Origin of the sequence: Sharpea azabuensis DSM 18934, from assembly GCF_000702165.1 — a bacterium.
Classification (GTDB): Bacteria; Bacillota_I; Bacilli_A; order Erysipelotrichales; family Coprobacillaceae; genus Sharpea; species Sharpea azabuensis.
This window is the reverse complement of record NZ_JNKU01000033.1, coordinates 1-22,724: the sequence shown is the minus strand read 5'-3', so window position 1 is coordinate 22,724 and position 22,724 is coordinate 1. Positions and strand designations below refer to the sequence as shown.

General features: G+C 36.8%; 19 protein-coding genes. 5 read left to right on the top strand and 14 right to left on the bottom strand.

The window, feature by feature from the left end; translation table 11 throughout:
* Positions 1–3: 3 nt before the first annotated feature.
* The 3 genes from T529_RS0107935 to T529_RS0107925 all read right to left on the bottom strand — a co-directional run bounded on the left by T529_RS0107935 (position 4) and on the right by T529_RS0107925 (position 3,372).
* Positions 4–1,119, bottom strand: a complete 1,116-nt coding sequence (locus T529_RS0107935; protein WP_033163085.1) for a DUF7601 domain-containing protein — start codon at positions 1,117–1,119, stop codon at positions 4–6.
* A gap of 573 nt (positions 1,120–1,692) precedes the next feature.
* Entirely contained in the window at positions 1,693–2,880 is a 1,188-nt protein-coding gene (locus T529_RS0107930) for an aminotransferase class I/II-fold pyridoxal phosphate-dependent enzyme (RefSeq protein ID WP_033163084.1), read from the bottom strand.
* On the bottom strand, positions 2,881–3,372 hold the full coding sequence (locus tag T529_RS0107925; protein WP_033163083.1) for an Lrp/AsnC family transcriptional regulator: 492 nt from the start codon (positions 3,370–3,372) through the stop codon (positions 2,881–2,883). It lies immediately after the preceding gene.
* Positions 3,373–4,481: 1,109 nt separating this feature from the next.
* Here T529_RS0107925 and T529_RS0107920 point away from each other — a divergent pair.
* The gene (locus tag T529_RS0107920) at positions 4,482–5,525 is read left to right on the top strand and encodes a lactonase family protein (RefSeq protein ID WP_238560796.1); all 1,044 of its coding nucleotides are present in this window, start codon (positions 4,482–4,484) and stop codon (positions 5,523–5,525) included.
* A gap of 379 nt (positions 5,526–5,904) precedes the next feature.
* Here the strand turns inward: T529_RS0107920 and nagA are convergent, their stop codons facing one another.
* A complete protein-coding gene (nagA, locus tag T529_RS0107915) occupies positions 5,905–7,044 on the bottom strand; it encodes an N-acetylglucosamine-6-phosphate deacetylase (protein ID WP_033163081.1) in 1,140 nt (379 codons plus the stop codon).
* A 206-nt stretch (positions 7,045–7,250) separates the two neighbouring features.
* The gene (locus T529_RS0107910; protein ID WP_033163080.1) at positions 7,251–7,496 is read right to left on the bottom strand and encodes a class II D-tagatose-bisphosphate aldolase non-catalytic subunit; all 246 of its coding nucleotides are present in this window, start codon (positions 7,494–7,496) and stop codon (positions 7,251–7,253) included.
* Between T529_RS0107910 and T529_RS12820 the strand changes: the two genes are divergently transcribed.
* Positions 7,437–7,649, top strand: a complete 213-nt coding sequence (locus T529_RS12820; RefSeq protein ID WP_081823093.1) for a helix-turn-helix domain-containing protein — start codon at positions 7,437–7,439, stop codon at positions 7,647–7,649. The two genes, T529_RS0107910 and T529_RS12820, sit on opposite strands and share 60 nt — an antisense overlap.
* Positions 7,650–7,725: 76 nt before the next feature.
* Positions 7,726–9,666: an NAD(P)/FAD-dependent oxidoreductase gene (locus tag T529_RS0107905; protein WP_033163079.1), complete on the top strand. Its 1,941-nt coding sequence runs from the start codon at positions 7,726–7,728 to the stop codon at positions 9,664–9,666.
* A gap of 42 nt (positions 9,667–9,708) precedes the next feature.
* Here the strand turns inward: T529_RS0107905 and ftsH are convergent, their stop codons facing one another.
* From ftsH to mnmG, 5 genes are all read right to left on the bottom strand, one after another.
* Entirely contained in the window at positions 9,709–11,157 is a 1,449-nt protein-coding gene (gene ftsH / locus T529_RS12350) for an ATP-dependent zinc metalloprotease FtsH (RefSeq protein WP_476661780.1), read from the bottom strand.
* Between the two features lie 51 nt (positions 11,158–11,208).
* Entirely contained in the window at positions 11,209–11,559 is a 351-nt protein-coding gene (locus T529_RS13875; protein WP_476661779.1) for an ATP-dependent metallopeptidase FtsH/Yme1/Tma family protein, read from the bottom strand.
* 133 nt (positions 11,560–11,692) lie between these two features.
* Entirely contained in the window at positions 11,693–12,475 is a 783-nt protein-coding gene (noc, locus tag T529_RS0107895) for a nucleoid occlusion protein (protein ID WP_033163078.1), read from the bottom strand.
* A 16-nt stretch (positions 12,476–12,491) separates the two neighbouring features.
* Entirely contained in the window at positions 12,492–13,187 is a 696-nt protein-coding gene (gene rsmG, locus T529_RS0107890; protein ID WP_033163077.1) for a 16S rRNA (guanine(527)-N(7))-methyltransferase RsmG, read from the bottom strand.
* A gap of 2 nt (positions 13,188–13,189) precedes the next feature.
* Positions 13,190–15,052: a tRNA uridine-5-carboxymethylaminomethyl(34) synthesis enzyme MnmG gene (mnmG, locus tag T529_RS0107885; RefSeq protein ID WP_033163076.1), complete on the bottom strand. Its 1,863-nt coding sequence runs from the start codon at positions 15,050–15,052 to the stop codon at positions 13,190–13,192.
* An 89-nt stretch (positions 15,053–15,141) separates the two neighbouring features.
* Here mnmG and T529_RS0107880 point away from each other — a divergent pair, with 89 nt between their 5' ends.
* Together T529_RS0107880 and T529_RS0107875 are read left to right on the top strand one after the other, a co-directional pair.
* The gene (locus tag T529_RS0107880) at positions 15,142–15,525 is read left to right on the top strand and encodes a CoA-binding protein (RefSeq protein ID WP_033163075.1); all 384 of its coding nucleotides are present in this window, start codon (positions 15,142–15,144) and stop codon (positions 15,523–15,525) included.
* Complete coding sequence (locus T529_RS0107875) at positions 15,522–16,943, top strand: hypothetical protein (RefSeq protein WP_156032215.1); 1,422 nt, start codon at positions 15,522–15,524, stop codon at positions 16,941–16,943. The genes T529_RS0107880 and T529_RS0107875 overlap by 4 nt, the downstream gene beginning before the upstream one ends.
* Positions 16,944–16,957: 14 nt before the next feature.
* Here the strand turns inward: T529_RS0107875 and T529_RS0107870 are convergent, their stop codons facing one another.
* From T529_RS0107870 to T529_RS0107855, 4 genes are all read right to left on the bottom strand, one after another.
* A complete protein-coding gene (locus T529_RS0107870) occupies positions 16,958–18,598 on the bottom strand; it encodes a type 2 periplasmic-binding domain-containing protein (RefSeq protein WP_238560795.1) in 1,641 nt (546 codons plus the stop codon).
* A 3-nt stretch (positions 18,599–18,601) separates the two neighbouring features.
* Positions 18,602–19,474, bottom strand: coding sequence for a sugar ABC transporter permease (locus T529_RS0107865; RefSeq protein ID WP_033163073.1), 873 nt, complete (start codon positions 19,472–19,474; stop codon positions 18,602–18,604).
* Positions 19,474–20,850, bottom strand: a complete 1,377-nt coding sequence (locus tag T529_RS0107860) for a carbohydrate ABC transporter permease (protein WP_033163072.1) — start codon at positions 20,848–20,850, stop codon at positions 19,474–19,476. The genes T529_RS0107865 and T529_RS0107860 overlap by 1 nt, the downstream gene beginning before the upstream one ends.
* A 65-nt stretch (positions 20,851–20,915) precedes the next feature.
* Positions 20,916–22,160, bottom strand: coding sequence for an extracellular solute-binding protein (locus T529_RS0107855; protein ID WP_033163071.1), 1,245 nt, complete (start codon positions 22,158–22,160; stop codon positions 20,916–20,918).
* Positions 22,161–22,724 lie beyond the last annotated feature (564 nt).

Sequence of the window (22,724 nt, the reverse complement as noted above, 5' to 3'; positions counted from 1 at the left end):
TAATTACTGCTTAGCTGTTCTTCTCATCTTTACAATAATGAATGCTGCAAGAACAAATGCACCTACTGCAAATGGAGCTACTGCAAAGATGATACCTGTAGGAACTGTACCACTCTTATCGTTGTTGAATGTAATTGTAACATTGCCAGTTAAGCTATCATCGGCAACAGTCTTATTTTCTTTAACGACAGAAGCATTTTCTTTATTAACAGTATCATTACCAATTGCTTCTACAGACTTTAATTCATAATGATTCTTATCTGTTTCTTCAACATTATATGAAGCACCTTCATTTAAACCAACAACCTTATATGACTGACCAGCTTTTAACTTAATAGTTTTGGTAACACTACCTGTATTTGTTTCAATGTTCTGTTTTGTTGCATCATCTGTTGAAGTTGTAACAACAGCAAGTGTAGTATTAGGATTTGCGCCATTAATAGTTAATGTATAAGTGAATTCATCATCAGGGTTAGCCTGGTTACCAGTTGCTTTTTTAACGATTTCTAAATCATGTGATTTATATTCATTTACGAAACCAGTATTCTTACCTTTGTTTGTTAAATTTGTACCTGTTGTAATCTCTGCATCTGGATCTGCATGTAATACATAACCATCGATTACTAATGCTTGCTGAGCATTTCTTGATACATATACATCTAATACCTTTATTGAATCATCTTTTGTGAAGTAGCTACTTGTAGGATTTTGTTCAGTGATAAGATAACGATAAATACCAGCTGCTGGGAAATCTACCTTTGTAAAGTCAACAGTAACATCTGATACAAAAATCTGTTTACCATCTGCTGTAACACCTGTTGCACTGTCATCTTTAGATGATCCACTGCTGAAAGTTGCGTCACCCACTACAACATCATTAGGTGTAGGACCAGCATTGATTTTTCTTGTTTTATCACTTGCAGCTTTTTCATCACCAGATGCAACTGTGAATTTAAAGCCTGCTGTAGGCGTAGTAGCACCCTGTTCAACCTTTAAGTATTTTTTAAACTGAGTTGTTGTACCATTAACAGCATATACAGGAGCAAAAGCAGCAGCACTAGAGAATACCATAGCAGTTGTCATAACACCAGCGATAAGTTTCGATTTGAAGTTTTTCATTATAAATTTTCCTCCTTAAAAATTTCAAATTTCGAAAATAATAGGGCTAATCAAATAAATTCTTTGCACTTTTTAACAATATTTTAGCATTATCCTAAACTAATTTTTCACTCCCTTTCTTGATATTTACTTAGCCTAAGAGCATATCCTTCCTTCATCAGTTAGCGCAGCTTCCTAGTAAGTAAAAGCTTACGTCACAAGCTTGTCTTCACTATAGCATAATAAATATCATTTCCACGTGATATGCTTTGTAGATATTTATGCTACTTAATTAACACATTTTCTCATATGTTACACTCTTTCACACATTTTTACCCTATTCATACCAATATAATAACCCTTCTTCATTTTATATTGGTATCCAATTCCTCATTATATGTAACTCTCTATTTTTACATAATTGTGGTGGTGTGTTGAAGCGATATCACTTACAGTTAGAGTAATATAAGCAAAATGGAATTGCAACATATTTTTGTCTTTTTGCTAAAATATCATGTTATTTATATTTTACTATTTCACTACTACTTATAGGGTATAAAGACAAACAAAAAACAAGCAGGTCTTCCTGCTTGCTTAGTCCTTCATTTTACCTTCTTTTTTCAGTTTATCTAAGAAGATTCTAATTTTTGATGTAGCTTCTTTGAGCTCTTCAAGTGAGTAAGCGTAGGATACACGAATAAAGCCTTCGCCACTTTCTCCAAAGGCATTCCCTGGTACACAGGCAACCTTTTGGTCATTCAACAATGCTTCACAGAATTCCTCACTTGTCATTCCTGTACTCTTAATACATGGGAAGACATAGAAAGCGCCATGTGGTTTAAATGTCTTTAAGCCCATATCATTGAATTCCGTTACGCAGAAGTTTCTTCTTGCTTCATAGGCCTGGCGCATTTCTTCAACTTCTTCCTGACAATAACGTAAACCATCAATAGCCCCATATTGTGCAGCTATTGGTGCAGACATCATAATATATTGATGAATCTTACACATTGCTTTGGATAAAACAGGATTTGCAAGAACATAGCCTAAACGCCATCCTGTCATTGCAAAGGCTTTAGAGAAACCAGAGATCACAACGATTTGATCTCTTACTTCTGGGAAGCTGGCAAGTGATGCAGGTGTTTCTTCATAGCTAAGCTCCGCATAGATTTCATCACTTATGACAATAATGCCTGATTCTTTAATGATTGGTACAAGTTTCTGATAGTCTTCTTTGGTCATGAATCCACCTGTTGGATTAGATGGATAGTTGATTAGAAGCACTTTTGTTTTTTCTGTAATAGCATTCTTGAGTTTCTCTGGTGTCAGTTTGAACTGATCTTTTTCTTCTAGATTGATATGTACAGGTACACCACCAGATAATATTACAGCTGGTTCATAAGCAACATATCCAGGATCAAGAATAATCATTTCATCACCAGGATTTATCAAGGCTCTGGTTGCGATATCAATACCTTCAGAACCACCTGCTGTAACAATGATCTCTTTTTCCGGATCATATTTCACATTAAATCGACGATTATAGTAGTTTGATATTTCCTCTCTTAAAGCAATCAAACCACGATTAGCTGTATAGAATGTTTTTCCTTTTTCTATTGAATAGATAGCTGCTTCTCTAATCTTCCATGGCGTTGTAAAATCTGGTTCACCAACACCTAATGAAATAACCCCCTCCATCTGATTCGCAAGATCAAAGAACTTACGTATACCTGATGGTTTAATTGTTGAAGCAACATGACTAATCTTCTTTGTATAGTCCATTTATGGTGTCACCACCAATCGATCTTTCTTTCCATCTTCATCTTCAACCATAACAATTCCACTATTCTTATATGGCTTTAAGACGAAAGTCGTTGCCGTTTCAGTCACCCCAGAAATAGGTGCTAACTTACTAGCGACAAAGTGTGCCACTTCTTGCATTGTATGCCCTTTTATCATACATACAAAATCATAACGACCACTCAACAAGTACATTGATTCAACTTCTTCAAACTTATAAATACGTGAAGCAATACGATCATACCCATATTCTCTTTCTGGTGACGCTTTAATTTCAATCATTGCGGTAACGATATCCGTATTGGATTTATCCCAATTAATAATCGTATGATATCCGGCAATAACTTTTTCTTTTTCAAGTTCAGTGACCCTATTGATGACATCTTCTTTAGATTCATCTAAAACAGCTGCAAGATCGCGCATCTTAATTCTTGCATTCTTCTGCATGACAGCAAGCAGGAGTTTATCATCCATATCATTATCCTCCTCATCATTTCCTTCATTATAGCTACTTTATTTCCTTCTTACAAGCTACGCTTCAAAGAACCTGAAAAACCCTAAAAGAAAAAACATAATTCACTAGTGATTATATCTATGATAAATCTAGGACTCTATATAATATACAATGAGTTGTATGAGAGTGGGCTTCTTGTAACACATTTTATTCAGCGTTTTTGATATGCAATCGTAATTATAGTATGCCTCATTTTATAGTTTTATTATATTCATTTAGGATACCCTTATTTTAAAAACAGCCGTAATTATTTGGTTTGTATTGGTCGTGAATGACCTATCACCTAAAGGCAATGGGCTTCTAAGAGCTTACGGCTCCATTTAGGAAGATTGATACTTAAGCTTCCACCACGTAAGTTAGGAGATTCTTATTCTTACAGGCGTATCCACTTCCGTATAATATTCATATCTACAACGCTACTTTTACGCATGATATTTAGTGCTCCATTGACATCAGCTTTTTTCATCTAATCATTGAGGTTATTGTTACAATCTATCTTTTTCCGCCTCTTAGAAGGCCTTTTGCCAAAACGCTGTTTATCTTCGATAGACTGCAGGCGCACATTTTCCTTATTAAGCCACTTGTTGATATTTTTTAGGTTCCTGCCGCCAGATTCTTTAAGTATTTGTTGCACCATATTAGAATTAAGAGCCTTATAGTTGGGACTTTTTAAGTAAAGTATAATTTCTAACGCATCTTAAGACCTCGCCTTTGGTAAAGCAATGCTGATGAACATTGTAGATTGCTCCGTTGGTGAGATTTTTACATAATGGCACAATTCCTTAATTGATTTGTGATCTTTATTAGACAGGTGCTTTATAGTAAGATACATAAGTTTTTCTCCTTCTTGCAGATTCAGGAAGAGATTCCTATATTATTATACAGCATTTTGGTAAAAGACCTGTTCTCGTAAATTTACGCCACTTATCCCACCCTCTAAAGTCGTGGGTTTTCTGACTATGATTTTATAAGCGTTTTCTAGTTTTTAGCTTATAGTTTTTGTTTAGGTTATATAATTCATGATAAGCATGTGATAAAATGAATATACGACTTAATGGAGGTGTCAAATGTGAATGAAACATTTTATGTAGCCAGCTATGGCAAAGGAGACAAACGTGGTGTTTATATCGTCAACATGGATAAAGAAACGCTACATTTAGAACTTCTTGAACATATACTAACGCCAGACTTTCCTTCTTATATGATTACCACGCCACACACTCTTTATATTTCTTATAAGAATGCAAGAAGTACAAATGATGGAGGTGGATTGGGATCATTTTCTATCAAAGGTGATCAGCTTGTTCTTAATAATAATTATTCATCGTCAGGAAGAAGCTATACACACTTATGCATCAGTGATGATCACAAATATATTTTTGCTGCTAACTATCATATTGGAGCAACAGCTGCTTATGCTTTAGATCATGGCCGTATTGATCATAAGATTATTGCAGTTAGACATACAGGCTTAGGTCCTGATTTACTTAAACGCCAGACAGGTCCTCATGTCCATAATGTCGGCTTTACACCAGATGGTCGTTTCCTTTATGCTGTCGATTTAGGTGCTGATAAGATTGTTATGTATCATTATCAAGATGGTGGTAAGCTTGTGGAAGATACTGAATATACTGTAAATGTTCAGCCAGGTTCCGGTCCACGTCATCTGATATTCTCTAAGGATGGTCGTTATGCTTATCTTTCTTGCGAAATCGCAAATACGGTTATGGTCTTTAAGTATGTTGATGGACGCTTGTTGATGATTCAAAATGTCAGCACATTACCTCATCACTTCAAAGGCTTCTCTGCTGCAGCTGCTATTCGCTTGACATCTAGTGGTGAGCATCTCTTTGTCTCTAATAGAGGACATGATTCTATTGCAATGTATCGTGTTAATAAGGAAAATGGCAAGATATCCCTACTCTATATGGTACATTGTGCAAGTGAGCCGAGAGATTTTAATATTCTTGATGACCAATATCTGATTGTTGGATGTCAAAAAGAGAATAAATTACAGGTTATGACTTTTGATGAAGAAAATGAGAAACTCTTGCTTTCAGATCAAGAACTAGAAATACCTGAACCCGTATGTATTACTTTCAAAAAAGAATAATCATTAAAGATGGAATAGATAAATGACTATTCCATCTTTTTAATAAGATTGATAGCATTGTTTTACATATGACATTTCTTAGCCTTTTTATACTACGATATTCTCTTTAGATAATATTTAATATTCTATATGACTGACTAGAGGTGATTCTTAGAGCTCACTTATATAGCTATTCATAACCAATTTCTTTTTGCAAGCTTTATTAATAGCTCATTCTCAAAACCAAGATATTATATTCCAACGCCTTCTTCATCAAGCGCATTAATCGTACTTATGTATTTAACGCACGATAATTTATCTATAAAAAAAACCAAAAGTTTGCAATAACTTCTGGTTCTCATAAATAAACACTGCAGCAATAACCTATAGTCTTTTATTATTATAGGTATGCTTTACCTCTAGCATATGTCTGAACAACATCATACTGATCATTCAAGACAACAATATCAGCATCATAGCCGACATTTAATTTACCCTTACGATCATCAACCTTTAAAGCTCTAGCAGGATTAAGTGTACATGAGTTAAGGGCATAATCAAATGGAACACCTGCTTCTTCAACAACAATCTGTAAACCACGGTTGATTCTTAATGTACTACCGGCAAGTCCCTTTGTACTTGTCAGATGTGCTGAACCATCAGGGTAAACTTCAATTTCATTACCACCAAAGATATGTTTAGATCCACATGGACAGCCTTTAGCCATTAATGAGTCAGAAATCATGATGACATGGTCACGCCCCTTAGCCATATAGTAATTATTAAGGGAGTTGACATTGGAATGATTACCATCACAAATAACTTCACCATAGACATCACGCATACGGAATGCTGCCCCAACAAGACCAGGAGCACGGTGATGGAATGGTGACATTCCATTAAAGACGTGTGTCATACTCATAGCACCATGAGCAACTGCCATACGTGCTTCTTCATAAGTCGCCCCAGAATGACCTTGGCTGACTAATACACCATGCTGTGATGCATATTCAATAAGCTTATAGCCTTTATCATGCTCTGCTGCAACTGTAATAACTTTAATCAACCCTTTAGCATCTTTCTGATATTGTTTGAATTCTTCAAGATTTGGAGTTACACAATACTGTTCTGGCTGAGCACCTTTGAACTTCTGATCAAGATATGGACCCTCAAAATGAATACCGAGAATCTCCGCACCTTCATAGCCTTCTTCAACAACATTAGCCACATTCTTAACGGCATTAGAGAGAACTTCATGACTTTGGGTAATTGTCGTAGGACAGATACCTGTAACACCTTCCTTAACAATCTCTTTCATCCAAGTTCTTAAACCTTCCGGTGTTGCATCATTGGTATCCCATGTCTTATATCCATGTGTATGTATGTCAATGAAGCCTGGGACAATACGATCATTACCGTAATCAACATCGACTGGTTTTGTATCATATTCTAAAACATCAACAATCTTTTCACCGCTCATTTCAATCTGTGCTGCCATAAACTGACCAGCAATCCAAACACGTTTACTTTGAATAATCATAAATTACCTCCTTCATTATCCTATACTTATTTTATACCCTATTTCGTACAAAACAATTACCATAATGCACTATTAATTTGTAATTTTTAATATGAAGAGGAAAATACATGACATTTTCTATATAATAGAGGTAAAGAAAGAGGTGTTGTACATGATTAGAGTTATTAATGTAGTTATTGTCATTGCTGTTGTCATGATGAGTGTGATTAGTCAGTTAAACGGGCATTCTGATCATCGCCAGCGATACGCATTGATGTATCGATATGAATTTTTGTAAAACCGGCACCAACATAACAACGAATAAGTTCTGCAGCTTCCTTCATTGCTTCAGCTTCAGGTTTATCATTAAAAGTAAGTGGACCTAAGTGGTCACCACCCAAGAATAACTTTGCATTGTTAAAGCCAATCTCAATATTGCTCCAAAGGAATATATCAGCAATCTCAAACTGCAAAAAAGCAAAGAACTGATCAAAGAAAGCAAATATACGATTTCCGAGATTGCTTCAATGCTAGGTTTTTCTTCCATTCATTACTTCTCACGTCGCTTTAAGCAGAAATTCGATATTAATCCAACCGAATATGCCAACAAGATCATTAAATCCTAATATTCAAATTCAGAAAATATAAATACTCCCTCTTGCTTATGTGTTAAAATATTCACATAGCGAAGGGAGTTTTATTATGAAGTTTGAAAAATTATTTACGCCTTATAAAATAGGCAAAATGGAAGTCAAGAACCGTCTGGTGATGTCACCAATGGGAACGAATTCCGCATTCACAAATGGAAGAAAGGATGAACAAGAGATCGATTATTTCATTCGTCGTGCTAAGGGCGGTGTTGGGATGATTATCAATGGCTGTCAGATGCTGAACGAAGTCATTGCCCAAGGTTCAATGGAAGGCTATCTTGATAGCTATTCTGTATTGCCTGCTCTCACATCAATGGTTGATGGTGTGCATCGCTATGGTACACGTATTGTTTGTCAGATTTCTCCAGGTACTGGTCGTAACGCCTTTCCTGATACAATGGGCAGACCACCAATGAGTGCTTCTGCTATTCCTAGCGCCTTTGATCCAAATGTCATCTGTCATGCTCTGACAAAAGAAGAAATTGATGAAATCATGAAGGGAACAGAATTTGCGGCTGGTTTGGCCCGCGATGCAGGTTATGATGCCATTGAAATACATGCTCATGCTGGCTACTTAATTGATCAGTTCATGAGTGCTTGCTGGAATAAGCGTGATGATGAATATGGTGGAAGTGCTGAAAATAGAACACGTTTTGCTAGAGAAATGGTTGCTGCTATAAGACGTGCTGTTGGCAAAGATATGCCTATTCTCTTTAGAATGTCACTGGATCATCGCTTTGAAGGTGGTCGTACATTGGATGAATCGATGGCCTTACTTGAGGCTTTAGATGATGGTAATATCGATGCATTTGATATTGATGCTGGTTGTTATGAAACACTTGATTATATCTTCCCACCTGCATATTTAGGCACAGCTTGTATGGACTATGTCTGTAAGGAAGCGAGAAAACATACCGATAAAGTTCTCTTGAATGCCGGTACACATGATCCTGAATCCGCTCTTCGTCTAATTGAATCAGGTGAAGCTGATTTTGCCATGCTTGGTCGTCCATTAATTGCCGATCCTGATTTGCCAAACAAACTGATGCATGATCATCGTGAACAGGTTAGACCTTGCTTAAGATGTAATGAATTCTGTATCGGCCGTATCTGGAACAATCATACAAAACTAAGCTGTGCTGTTAATCCAGAAGCAATGGAGGAAGTGAGATTCCATATCACAAAAAGTGAACAGCCACAAAATGTCATTATTATCGGTGGCGGTCCATCTGGCTTAGAAGCTGCAAGAGTTGCTGCTTTAGAAGGCCATCATGTTGCGCTTTATGATGCCAATAAACGACTAGGCGGTACAATGCGTACAATCGCAACTGCAAAATTCAAAGAAAAGATTGCCCAGCTTGCTGACTACTATGAAGAAGAACTGACAAGACTTCATGTTGATGTCCATCTTAATACCTATGTAACAGGAGATGAGGACTTCCTTAAAGCAGCTGACCATATCATTGTTGGAACAGGTACAAAGCCATTCACACCATCAATTCCTGGTATCGAAGATAAGAGAGTCATTGATATTATAAGTGCACATAAAGATGAATCTCAAATTAAAGGAGAACATGTTGTCATCTGTGGTGGTGGCTTATCCGGATGTGATGCTGCATTAGAACTTGCTAGTGAAAAAGGCAAAGATGTCACAGTTGTCGAGATGATGGATGAATGTGCTAAAGATGCTATGTTCATCAACAAGATTACCCTCTTTAGAAAGCTTGCCGAAAGTCATGTCACATTATTGACTAACACAAAGGTTACAAGCATCCAGGAGGATGGTGTCCATTGTCAAACAAATGAGGGAGAAAAGATTCTTAGAGCAGATACAATCATTTCTGCCTTTGGCATGCGTCCAGTCACAGATATTGCTGATAAGATTGATGCTAAATACCACTTAAAAACAAGAAAAGTTGGAGATTTATTCAAGCTTGGTAAGATTGGTGATGCAATTAGAGAAGGCTATTATGCCGGTAGTGCAATTGAATAGTGTTGAAAAAAGGTATTGAGGTTGATCCCCAATACCTTTTCTTTAGTCTTTCTTGTTTAAGATTTCCATGAACTGTTCACCTGTGATTGTTTCATTAAGATAAAGGAATTTTGCAAGTTCATGTAATTTATCTTTGTTTTCATTAAGAATATTGATTGCTTTTTGATGTTGTTTCTTGACCAAGGCAACAACTTCTTCATCAATCTTACGTTGTGTATCACTTGAAGCTGCAAGTGAAGCATCACCACCAAGATACTGGTTTGTCACAGTTTCAAATGCGACCATGTCAAAGTCACTCATACCAAATCTAGCAATCATCTGTCTAGCAATCTTTGTTGCTTGTTCAATATCATTGCTTGCACCTGTCGTTACATCACCAAAGACAACTTCTTCAGCCGCACGACCACCTGTTAATGTTGCAATCTTGTTTTCAAGCTCTTCCTTTGTCATCAGGTAATGGTTGCCTTCATCAACCTGCATTGTATAACCAAGGGCACCTGATGTTCTTGGAATGATTGTGATTTTGGTAACCGGTGCAGAGTTTGTCTGCTTAGCTGCCACAAGCGCATGACCAATTTCATGATAAGAGACAACCATCTTTTCATGATCTGTCATAATTGCATTCTTCTTCTGATAACCCGCAATAACGACTTCAATAGATTCTTCTAAGTCAGCCTGAGTCACAGCCTTACGGCCATCACGAACAGCTCTTAAGGCTGCTTCATTGACAATATTCGCCAGTTCCGCACCACTTGAGCCACTTGCCATTCTGGCTACCTTATTATAATCAATAGCGTCACTAGTCTTTACTTTCTTGGCATGAACCTTAAGAATATCTTCACGACCTTTTAAGTCAGGCAGTTCAACAGGCACACGTCTATCGAAACGACCAGGTCTTGTTAAGGCTGGGTCAAGTGATTCAGGACGGTTTGTCGCTGCCAAAATCATAACACCAGTATTTCCTTCAAAACCATCCATTTCTGTTAATAACTGGTTGAGGGTCTGTTCTCGTTCATCATTACCACCAAGATTACCACCATCACGTTTTTTACCAATCGCATCAATTTCATCGATAAAGACAATACATGGTGCTTTTTCCTTAGCTTGCTTAAACAAATCACGAACCTTTGAAGCACCCATACCGACGAACATTTCAACGAACTCTGAACCAGACATTGAGAAGAATGGCACATCGGCTTCACCGGCCACTGCCTTTGCTAACATTGTCTTACCTGTTCCAGGAGGACCTACCAAAAGGATACCTTTTGGCATTGTGGCGCCAATTTCTTTATACTTTGCAGGATTTTTTAAATAAGAAACAATTTCTGTCAAGTTCTCCTTAGCTTCATCTTCACCAGCCACATCATCGAACTTAATACCTTCTGTACTCTTGACATAGACTTTCGCATTGGATTTGCCAAAGTTACCAAGGCCACCGAAGCCTCCACCACCAAATGACATCGCATCAGAGTTATTCAGTGTATCATTCATACGTTTTCTAAAACGATTACCTAACCACCAGAAGAAAGCAATTGGGACAACCTAATAGAGAATAAAATCAAGAATTGGTGAATTCTGTGTTTGTATTTCACCTGTAAATGTTGCTCCTGATTTATAAAGCCTTTCTGTTAAGCCACTATCTTCTACTTTTGCAGTCTTGTAAGTCTTCGTTTTATCCTTGTTGGTGAAGAGGATACGATTATCTTCAATCTTAACATCCCCAACTTTCTTATCTAGCGTCATTTCAATGAACTTATTGTAACCTACCTGCTCAATTTGTGCATCTTTAATAGCAGGTAAGATTAAGAAGTTACCAACTAAGATTAATATCAAGGCAACAATATAATATCTTGCCAGCCTTTTCTTAGGATCTTTATTATCTTCTTGTATCATATATTTCACACCCCTTCAGTGCTCTTGAATACAGTATAATCCAATATACAGTAGTTCTTCAACGAAAGTGATTCTAATTGATTATTGTTAACTTAGTTTGAACATAGTAAAAAGAGATATGAAAACATACCTCTTATTTCTTAATATGAATGGTCAAGATGACTTCATCATCTGTTTCTGTTTGTTCACTATTAATATCACTGCCAACTGTCTTTTCCGCCATATCAATAGCTTGCTTAAAAGTATTGAGGACAATCTTGACATTACGGCTAAAGGCTTTCGTCTTACCTTTTTTAGGTTTTGGCGCTTTAGGTTCCAGCATGGCTTTAATACGTTTTTCTGTTTCTTCAACAGTGAGATCATTAGCCTCAATACTTCTTAACATATTATTTTGTTCTGCTGTATTGGAAAGCTTCAACAAAGCTCTGGCATGACGTTCAGTAATCTTGCGTTCTTTGACAGCTTCCTGAATAGTTATTGGTAACTGTAATAGACGTAATTTATTGGCAATAGTCGATTGTTTCTTACCCATTTGTTTTGCGAGTTCACTTTGAGTGATATTTTGTTGATCAAGGATTTGCTGGTAAGCAAGAGCTTCTTCGATAGCTGAGAGATTTTCTCTTTGAATGTTTTCGACTAAGGCTGCATTAGCTGTTTCTTGGTCATTGAGTTTTTGAATTATAACAGGGATTTCTTTAATACCGGACAGTTTGCAGGCACGATAACGTCTTTCGCCAACAACAATCTGATATTTTCTAAAACCTATTGGTCTAACGACAATGGGCTGTAATAAGCCATTCTTTTGAATACTTTCGGCTAATTCCTGTATTTTTTCTTCTTCAAAATGTGTTCTAGGCTGTTCTTTATTAGGTTCGATAAGATTTAGGTCTAAGAACTTATATGTATCTTTACGCATGTCAAAGACTTCCTTCCTACAATGGTTTCTTCTTGATCTGACCAAAGGCTCTTGGGTATTTTGCAGGTGTATTCTTCACTTTATGGATAATCAGATTATGACGGTGATCATTCTCATCAGTTAGCGTAAAAGCAACATCTTTTACTATCTTACCACCAAGCTTCTCAATTCCCTTACTTGCTTCCTTAAGCTCAGCTTCACCCTGCAAGCCCTTAAGCACAAGAAAGTCCCCGCCAACCTTAACAAGAGGCATACATAACTCATCAAGGATATTGAGTCTAGCCACAGCTCTTGCCGTAGCGATATCGAAAGACTCACGATGCTTTAAAGCAAATTCTTCAGCTCGTGCATGTACTGCTTCAACATTGTCCAAGCCTAATTCTTGAATAAGATGATTCAGGAAGGTAATACGCTTCCCTAATGAATCAACAATTGTGACATGTAAGTCTGGATAAACAATCTTTAGAGGAATACTTGGAAAACCAGCTCCTGCTCCTACATCAACAATGGATTGATTGTTGAAATCATAATCAAATGAAATTGTCAGTGAATCCAAGAAATGTTTTAAATAAACATCATCATGATCAGTAATAGCTGTGAGATTCATCTTCTCATTCCATTCTACTAGAAGTTGATAGTATCTTTCAAACTGATTTAATTGTTTTTCACTTAAGATGATACCCTTATTCTCTAAAGCTGTTTGAAAATCCATAATTATTCTCCATATTCACTCTTCAAGTATATCAATAAGACAGAAATATCAGCAGGATTAATACCTGATATTCTGCTTGCCTGAGCTACTGTTACTGGGCGCACTTTCAAGAGTTTCTCCCTTGCTTCTAATGATAGATTGATAATCTTATGATAGTCAATATCTGCAGGAATTTCTTTTTCTTCCATGCTTCTCATTTTCTCAACCTGTCTAAGTGTTTTATCGATATATCCCTTATATTTAATATTAATATTTACTCTTGTTTGTTCTTCATCAGTTAAATCTGTTTCACCAATATAATCCTTAATTAGATTATACGATACTTCTGGTCTTTGGATAAGTTCTTTTGCGCTGATACCTTCTTTTAAGCGTGTTGAACCAATTGATTCAAGAAGATTATTGATTTCTTCATCTTTTGGGGTAAAGCGAATTGTCTTCAGTCTTTCAATCTCACCATCAATTCTTGCCATCTTGTCAAGATACTGCTGGTATAGAGCATCACTTACTAAACCAACCTGATGACCATATTTTCTCAGTCTCGTATCGGCATTATCATGACGCAGCAATAAGCGATATTCCGCCCTGCTTGTCAACATACGATAAGGCTCTTTTGTGCCCTTTGTGACTAAGTCATCAATAAGAACACCAAGATAGGCTTCATCCCTTCTAAGAATCAATGGCTTTTCGCCTCTTACCTTGTGTATCGCATTAATACCGGCAATCATGCCCTGACCAGCTGCTTCTTCATAGCCCGATGTACCATTGATCTGACCAGCCGTGAAGAGATTTTTAATGACCTTTGTTTCAAGTGATGGTTTTAACTGTAATGGGTCGATGGCATCATATTCAATCGCATAGGCATATTTCAAGATTTTACAGTTTTCAAGGCCTGGCAATGCATGCACCATCTTGTCCTGAATGTCATGGGGCATACTTGTTGAAAAGCCTTGAACATAAATAGAATTCATTTCACGTGACTCTGGTTCTAAGAAGATCTGGTGTCTTTCCTTGTCTCTAAATTTGACAACCTTGTCTTCAATGGATGGACAATAACGAGGTCCAATACCTTTGACAATACCTGAATACATTGATGATTTATCAAGATTATCAAGAATCAGCTTATGAATTGTTTCATTCGTATAAGTTAACCAGCATGTATCCTGTTCTTCAACAGGAATAAATTTGGTTGTTTCATAGGAGAAGGCAAGTTTCGCATTCGTCCCTGGCTGAACTTCCGTCTTGCTGTAATCTATTGTATCAGCAGCAACACGTGGTGGCGTCCCTGTTTTTAAACGCTGGATTCTAAAGCCTAAGTTCGCTAGTTTGCCTGAAAGATACTTTGAATAACGTTCGTTATCTGGTCCACTAGGTGTTTTTGTCGCCCCAACAAGAATTTCTGCTTTTAAATATGTTCCTGTTGTCAGGATTGTCGTTGTACTTTCAAAAACACGTCCATCCTCAAGAATAACACCTTTACATACACCGTCTTCCACAACAAGATCCTCTACCATGCTTTCAACAATATCAAGATGATCCTGATTACGAAGTACTTGCTGCATATAGCGAGGATATTTTTTCTTATCTTCCTGTGCTCTTAACGCCTGTACGCCTGGACCTTTGGCAGTATTAAGCATCTTCATCTGGGTATAACAAGCATCTGCGCTCTTTCCCATCTGACCGCCAAGTGCATCGACTTCACGCACAATAATGCCCTTAGCAGGACCACCTATAGCGGTATTACATGGCATCTGGCCTGCATTTTCAAAATGACTTGTGATTAATAATGTTTTTAAGCCCACTCTAGCTGGTGCTAGGCAAGCTTCGATGCCTGCATGTCCGGCACCTACTACAATGACATCATACATAAATGTACCTCTTTTCGCATTAGAAACTATACCACAATCATATTGTCTTTTCAATCAAAGGACATGTATAATAAGGATGGTGATGAATTATGAAAAGTATTGATATTTTGAGAGATTTTAAGAATTTTGCTGTACTTGGAGCAACCATCGATGAAGAGAAGTATGGCTTTAAGATTGTGCAACGCTTATGTGAGATAGGCAAAACAGTTTATCCTATTTCTCCTAAGTATGAAGAAGTGAATAGCTTAAAGGCTTATAAGAGCTTACTTGCGATTGAACGTCCGATTGATGTTGTTGTCTTTGTCATCAACAAGAAGTTTGCATCACAATATATTGCAGAGATGCGCGAACTTGGAATTGGTTTTGCCTGGATGCAGCCTGGTACATATGATGATAATCTCATCAATGATATTCAGAGCCTTGGCATTACACCTATTAAAGACTGTGTTCTCATTGTTTCAAAGGAACTATGATGATGGAGATTTCAAAGCTATTAACGATACCACTCTATACACCACTTTATAGTGATGATTTAGATATGGTGAATGGCTGTGGTACACCTATTTTAAGAAGAAGTACGGATGACTCACAACGTTCTATCTTCTTCTTTACTTCTTTAAATGCAATCTATCATTTCATTGAAGAAGATGGCGGTATTGTCGATGATGTCTATCCCTTTGCCTTAGTACAGAAAAACACATTTATCGAACTTCTACAAAAAGCCTATGCTCTTGGGATGACGCATGTTGACTTCAACCTCAACGAAGAGAACCATATTGCCTATAAACTCGACTACTTCTTTAAACAAAGTCATATTGAACCAACACATAATAACATTACATCAATAGGTACATATCCTATCTACAACTATTATGACCCCTATAAACTTACCCAAGCACAGATTGATAACCTCTCTACCAACTACACACAAATGAGTCTCCCTGAGCTCATTTATGCCTATCACAAAACACCTGACAAAGCCATTCTAGAAGCGCTGCGTCTAGCCCTTGATCATATCACTTATTACTTGAAACTCAGTGATTATCAAGAACCCATCACAGATAACAATCAGCCTTATATCTATTATACAAACCGTTTTATTTATCATCAAAGAAAACATTATACGTCTTTTGAGACAATAGAAGCACTTGATGATTTATTGAAAAAATTTGCGATTAAAGAAATCGTAATCACGGATGGTGCTCATGACAAACTGATCCTACAAACTTCCACATTTCTCTCACAAGATCTTCACAAAATCTATCAAGATCCATTATTTACACTATTAATAATAGATTTCCAAGATGATTACTATGGTGGTTATTTACATGGTGTCATCAAAACAGACAGCAACTACACCCTTTATACATCCACATCTTCATCGACAATACATGTTGATGAAATTGTGGAAGGCCAAAAGATTGTCACAAAGGCTAACGATAGTTATATCAGAATAAAAACCGACAAGCCTATTACTGAATACAGCTATAGTGTTCTCACCAATATGGTCGAAAGCGACAATCCAGTACTCTCCGCCCTTGCTTTCCATACAGAGAGCATGATGGTCAAGCCTGGTTACTCAAAAGCTCTTGATGCAGCTATTCTTCATGGGCATTATTATCTTATTGGTGATTATAAAGCTGTCTTATCCCCAAAATACACACAACAGCCTTATCAGAAAGTTGATTTCAATAAACTTCTTGAACAACATAAAGATATCTTAATCAACGAGGGTGCATTAAATAGTCTCTTACTTCCACAAGACTATTTATCACACCTTCAAAATAAAACAGAAGATATTCATGAATCATCTTCAAGCTCTATTATCACATACATATTGCTTGCTTTACTTGTCTTACTTGTAGTTATGTATATTTATTTTACTAATTGATGATGCTAAAAGCCTCAAGTTACTGAGGCTTTTTCTTTGTTTCTTATTTCGTTGTTGACTTCCTGGGTGATTGCATCTCCACCCTCTTCTTTCCATTGCTTGACAAAGTCATCAAAATAGCTTACAGGCTTGCTTCCTGAAATGATCTGAAGATATGCATCAGATTCTAATTCTATGAGTTTCCACATCTTCTTATTCATGGTCGCTGTTGTTGAGAAATAGCCGGACTTTACTTTGACCACGTTGTTCTTTTCAAGCAGACCTAGCGCTTCAATACGTGAGGCATAGGCAGCCCAGTTTTCGGCACTGTTTTCTTTCTTATTTGCGAGATAATTCTTGCAAGCTGTAGCATAAGGCACATCGATAGCCATGATGTTCTTTGAAGATGCACCATTTAATATCTTGGAGATATTGTAATAGCTTCTCTTTAAGGCATCCTGGTAATCGACATTGATGGCGATCGGTCTAGCTGTTGGATCAACGTTAATTTCATAATACCTATTAACATCCTCAACATTTTTATGATCATAACGAAGATAATCAAAGATAACAGAAATAATCTTAAAGATGACTTCTGGATGCTTATAGCCTTTTCTTACAACGACAAACTTACTTGATGGATTAACTGAATGATAGGTTGTACTATTACCATTTGTCTTAATTAAGTATGGTTTCCACTTAGCACTGCTGTCTTTCTTGATGGCATCAACAAGAGGATTATTAGGTACCCACCACGGTCCAAAGATTGCTCCACATTTGCCATAAATAATTTCCCTGGCAATATCATTACTTGTTCTTAGCAAGAAGTTCTTATCAAGTACACCTTCTTTATAGAGATCGTGTAAATGTGACAATGTTGTTTTAGCACCCTCATTTATAGAATCATATTGATATGTGCCATTTCTTTCAATCCACTGTTTTGGATATGTATTGTTGGCTGCAAAATAGAGATTAAGAAGATATTCACTTGAAAAGCCTGTACCGGCAGTCAAGCTTGTATCAGCCATTAAGCCATCAGCACCTTTGTACTTCATAAAGGCTCTGACAATATTTTCTACATCATTGAGTGTTTGTGGTTCTTGAAGATTCAGTTCTTTACGCCAGTCATCCCTGACCCAGAAGAAATTAGGCCCATCATCAATATTTGTTTCCGGCATGGCATAGATTTTACCATTGAATGTTACATTATCGAGAATGGATGAATCATAGGATGCATAAATATCTTTAATACGTGATGAGGCACATTGTTTATAAGCTGTTGTGAGATCTTCAATCAAATCATTTTCAACGAGATATTCTAAATCATCAAGTGATTCAACTATCATTACATCAGGTAAATTCTTAGAAAGAATCACATGACTCACATATTCACTATAATGATCACCATAACCCTCAAAGATATCTTTGTTTTGTACATTCAGTTTCTTTAATAGATATCTTGTATAAGCATTATTTTCATATGTATCACCACTAGGCATATAAGAATTATTATTACCTGTTAGATGAGCAATTTTATAAGTAACTTTCTTTTCATAACGACCATATGGTGTACGTGTTGCATCCAAAGCCGTAAAGGAGTCGCGATGCGACTCCAATTGACAACCTGTAATTGTGAATAATGAAAGTACTACGATGAATAACTTTCTTACCATCATTGATCAACCCTTTACTGCGCCAGACATACCTTCGGCATAATATCTTTGTAGATATACAAATAATATCGCAATTGGGATTGAAACGCAAACAGCACCTGCAGCAAATCGTGTATACCATACATCAATATATTCTTTAGACAACATATTCCATAAGCCGATAGCGACTGTATAGTAATCGGAATTGGCACGGCAAATAACTTTTGCGAAGATGAAGTCTAGCCATGGAGCTAAGAATGAAGTCAGGACTGTATAGACAATGATTGGTTTTGATAAAGGAATAGTAAGTTTTGTGAAGACTTGCCATTTTGTTGCACCATCAATATAGGCTGCTTCATCAATAGCCTTTGGAATTGTATCAAAGAAACCTTTTGCGATATAGAAGCCCATACCAGAACCTGCTGAATAAACAAGGACTAAGGCAACTCTGATCATTCCGCCTTCAGAAAGGCCAAGTGTTTTCAAAATATAGTAAACGGCAATCATGCTCATGAAGCCTGGGAATAATCCCAAGATCATCGCAATATTCATGAATGGCTTACGTAACTTGAATCTCAGTCTACTCATACAATAAGCAACGGAAAGGACAAAGAAACAGCTGATGATACAAGAGAAAATAGCAATAACCAATGTATTCAAGAACATCTTAGGGAAGTTCAAGATATTTGTATCTGTAAAGAGCTTTACATAGTTATCTAAAGTATATGATTTAGGGAAGAATGTATCGACATAGCTACCTGGATCTGCTCTAAAGCTTGTGAGAATAACCCAGAAGATAGGAAGTAACCAGACAGCTGCGAGTACTGCTAGGAAGGCGTGAACAATGACATTCTTAATACGCTTCTTTGTCTTATAAGACTTTGTAATCTGTTTAGCCATTACATGAATCCCTCCTCATCTTTATAACTGCCTGTATTACGATATGTAACTAAGGCTACAATCGCTAATACAATAAATGTAAAGATACCAATAACAGCACCAATAGAATAATACTGCTTATCAATAGTCAATTTATATAACCATGTTACTAATAGGTCAGTCTTACCTGCTGTCGCACCAACCGGTGTTGGATCACCACCTGATAAGAGGTAGATGACATTGAAGTTGTTGACATTACCTGTGAACTGCGTAATAAGATATGGTGTTGTAACGAATAACATATATGGTAATGTAATCTTCATGAATGTAACGAAGGCATTCGCACCATCAATCTTAGCTGATTCATAAAGTTCAGCTGGGATATTCTGTAAGATACCTGTAACCTGCATCATTGTATAAGGAATACCTACCCATAAGTTAATCACAATAACACTTACTCTTGCCCAAGTGACATCAGTAAAGAATGGTAAGCTTGTAGAAATCCAGCCCGCATTCTTTAACAATACGTTGACAGCACCTTCAGGCTGTAACATTGTACGCATAATTAATAAGCTGACGAACTGAGGAACAGCAATAGAAAGAATAAAACAGAAACGCCAGAATGATTTCCAGTGTGTTTCTTTACGGTTGATCAAAATAGCCAGAAGCATACCAAAGAGATAGTTCAGGAATGTCGCAAAGACTGCCCATACTAATGTCCAGGCTAGAACACTCCAGAATTCCTTACCAATAGAGCTATTGAAATTCAAGACCGTACCAAAATTCTTTAAGCCGACCCAGTCAAATAAAACTAAGTGGTTGCCTGTAATAGAATAGTTAGTGAAGGCCATGGAAATCATATAAACAAGTGGCAGGATTGTGAAAATAAGAATACCTAGTACTGGACCCGTCAATAATAAACCAGCTAAGTTTTCATCAAAGAGTGATGCAATATCTTCTTTGAATGTATTCAAGTGTTTTCCTTCAGAAGCTAGCTTTTGTGATTTGTACGAACTCTTAACACATGAGCGCCATACAAGAATGAAACCAATCAAAAGGAAGATTGTGGCAATACCATACAACAGGATTGTCAGTGAGTTATCACCAGCACTATATTCATAGATACCTTTTGCCTCATTCCATACACCTTCCTGTGCAGCTTCACCTAAGCTAGGCAATTTCGCAAGATTATAGAAACCATTCGTCACCATAAACAGGATGAAGGCCAGTTCGAAAAGCAAGAAGAGGGCCCCCTTAATAAACTGCTTGTGTTTGAAATGTCCAGCTCCCATGATGACCATGGATAGCTTTGTCATCGAATCCCCTTCAGTTACTGCATTCGCAAATGAATAAGGGTCCTGAAATTCTTTCATTTTTTTCTTCTTATTGAATTTCATAACTTACTCCTTCCTATATAAGTGAGGTCTCCAGACGACTCTAGAGACCTCTTTTAATGAATGAATTATTTAACAGCGTCTGTATTTAAAGACTTAACAAATTTATCTGTTTCAGCTTTGTAGTTAGCGGCAGTTACTTTCTTAGCAATAAGATTCTTACCGAATGTTTCAGTTGGTGTCCAATAGTTACCCATAGCTGAGATTGTAGGCTGAACGATAGAAGTGTTGTTGATAGTGTTGTTCTGAGCTGTTACAAGTGGATCTTTAGCAACTTCTTCATTCTTTAATAATGTAGTGTTACATGGAATGATAGATCTTAATTTATAGTGATCTTCCTGTGCTTTTTCACCAGCAAGATAACGAGCTAATGCGATAGAAGCCTGCATATTCTTAGAGTTAGGGTTAACAGCGACTGCTTTAGAACCAGAGAAGCTCTTTAACTGTTTAGCCTGACCATTGATATTAACTGTTGGTAACTGAGCGATACCAAGTTTATCACCTAATGCTTTCTTAAGTGCATCATAGTCCCAAGAACCAGAGAACATAGCTTTTACAGTACCCTTACGGAAGTCTGTTAAACCTTTACCATCAGCATCATTTTCGAAGTTAGGGTTATTAACTAAGTCAACTAAGTATTTAGTAGTAGCATAACCATTTTCGCCACCGAACTGTACGCCAGCCTTCTTGTCAGTACCATCACCAAATAGTGTTCCACCATTAGCAACATAGAAGCTTCCTAAATACCAAGAATTGCTTACTGGGAAGGCAACCTTGCCCTTGCTTAACATTGTATCTAAGCTCTTCACATCTTGATCAGAGAAAGCAGTCTTGTCATAATACATAAACCAAGTATTACCAGTGAATGGTAAACCATAAACCTTACCATCAGAAGTAACTGAATCTACTAATGCCTTTGTATTATTATTCTGTACATCCTTTAATGCATCGCCACCAAGCTGAGCAATGGCCTTAGCATCAAGTAATGTACCTAACTGGTCATTCGCAAACATGTATACGTCAGCTGCTGCTTTAGCATCCTGAGTAACTAACTTACCAGCGTCACCTTCTGAACATACACCATATTTGAAGTTAATCTTCCAATCTTTATGTTCTTTAGCGAATGCTTCACATTCTTTCTGTAACCATTTACCGCTCTTTGCAGACTGGTCTTCCTGTGGAGACCAGACTTTGATTGTCATAGCTCCACCATTACTTGAACCTGTATCTGATGAACCAGATTTAGCACAGCCAGCAAGGCCGAACATCATCGTTGCTGCTAGGGAAGCAGCTAATACTTTTTTCGCATTCATTATATTATTCCTCCTTACGAATTCCCTCTGTTTTCTTTACACCCATATTATAGGATTTGAAGCGCTTTCTTTATATATCAAAGATTTTTGTTTAATGTTGAATTTTTTAGAGTTCTTATGCATTTGATTAGAATTTCAACACCCATTCATGTCTTTTCAAATGATGTTTTCATAAAATGAATGTATATTGACCATGTATTTTATTTTGACTATACTTTATTTGCATGCAAGTCATTGCACGCATTGAGAGTTGGCATATAGCCAGAAGATATCACCGTTTCTTAAAGGAGCGGTGATATTTTGGTATATTAAATAATCGTGGGGTCACAGTAGCCCTTTAAATAATTGTGGGGTCATTTAGATATGAGGCAATAAAATATCGTGGGGTCATGAACTTATGTTTCATGATCCTTTTAAATTATGCATAATAATGAAGTCCGTCTCTTAGATGAAGGGGAATGAAATTATGGACAATAAAGAATTATGCTATATGCTGGATCTTGATCCAGATACAGTTGAGGATGTGAATATCACCAGAAAAGACGAGAAATATGTCTTCAGTAT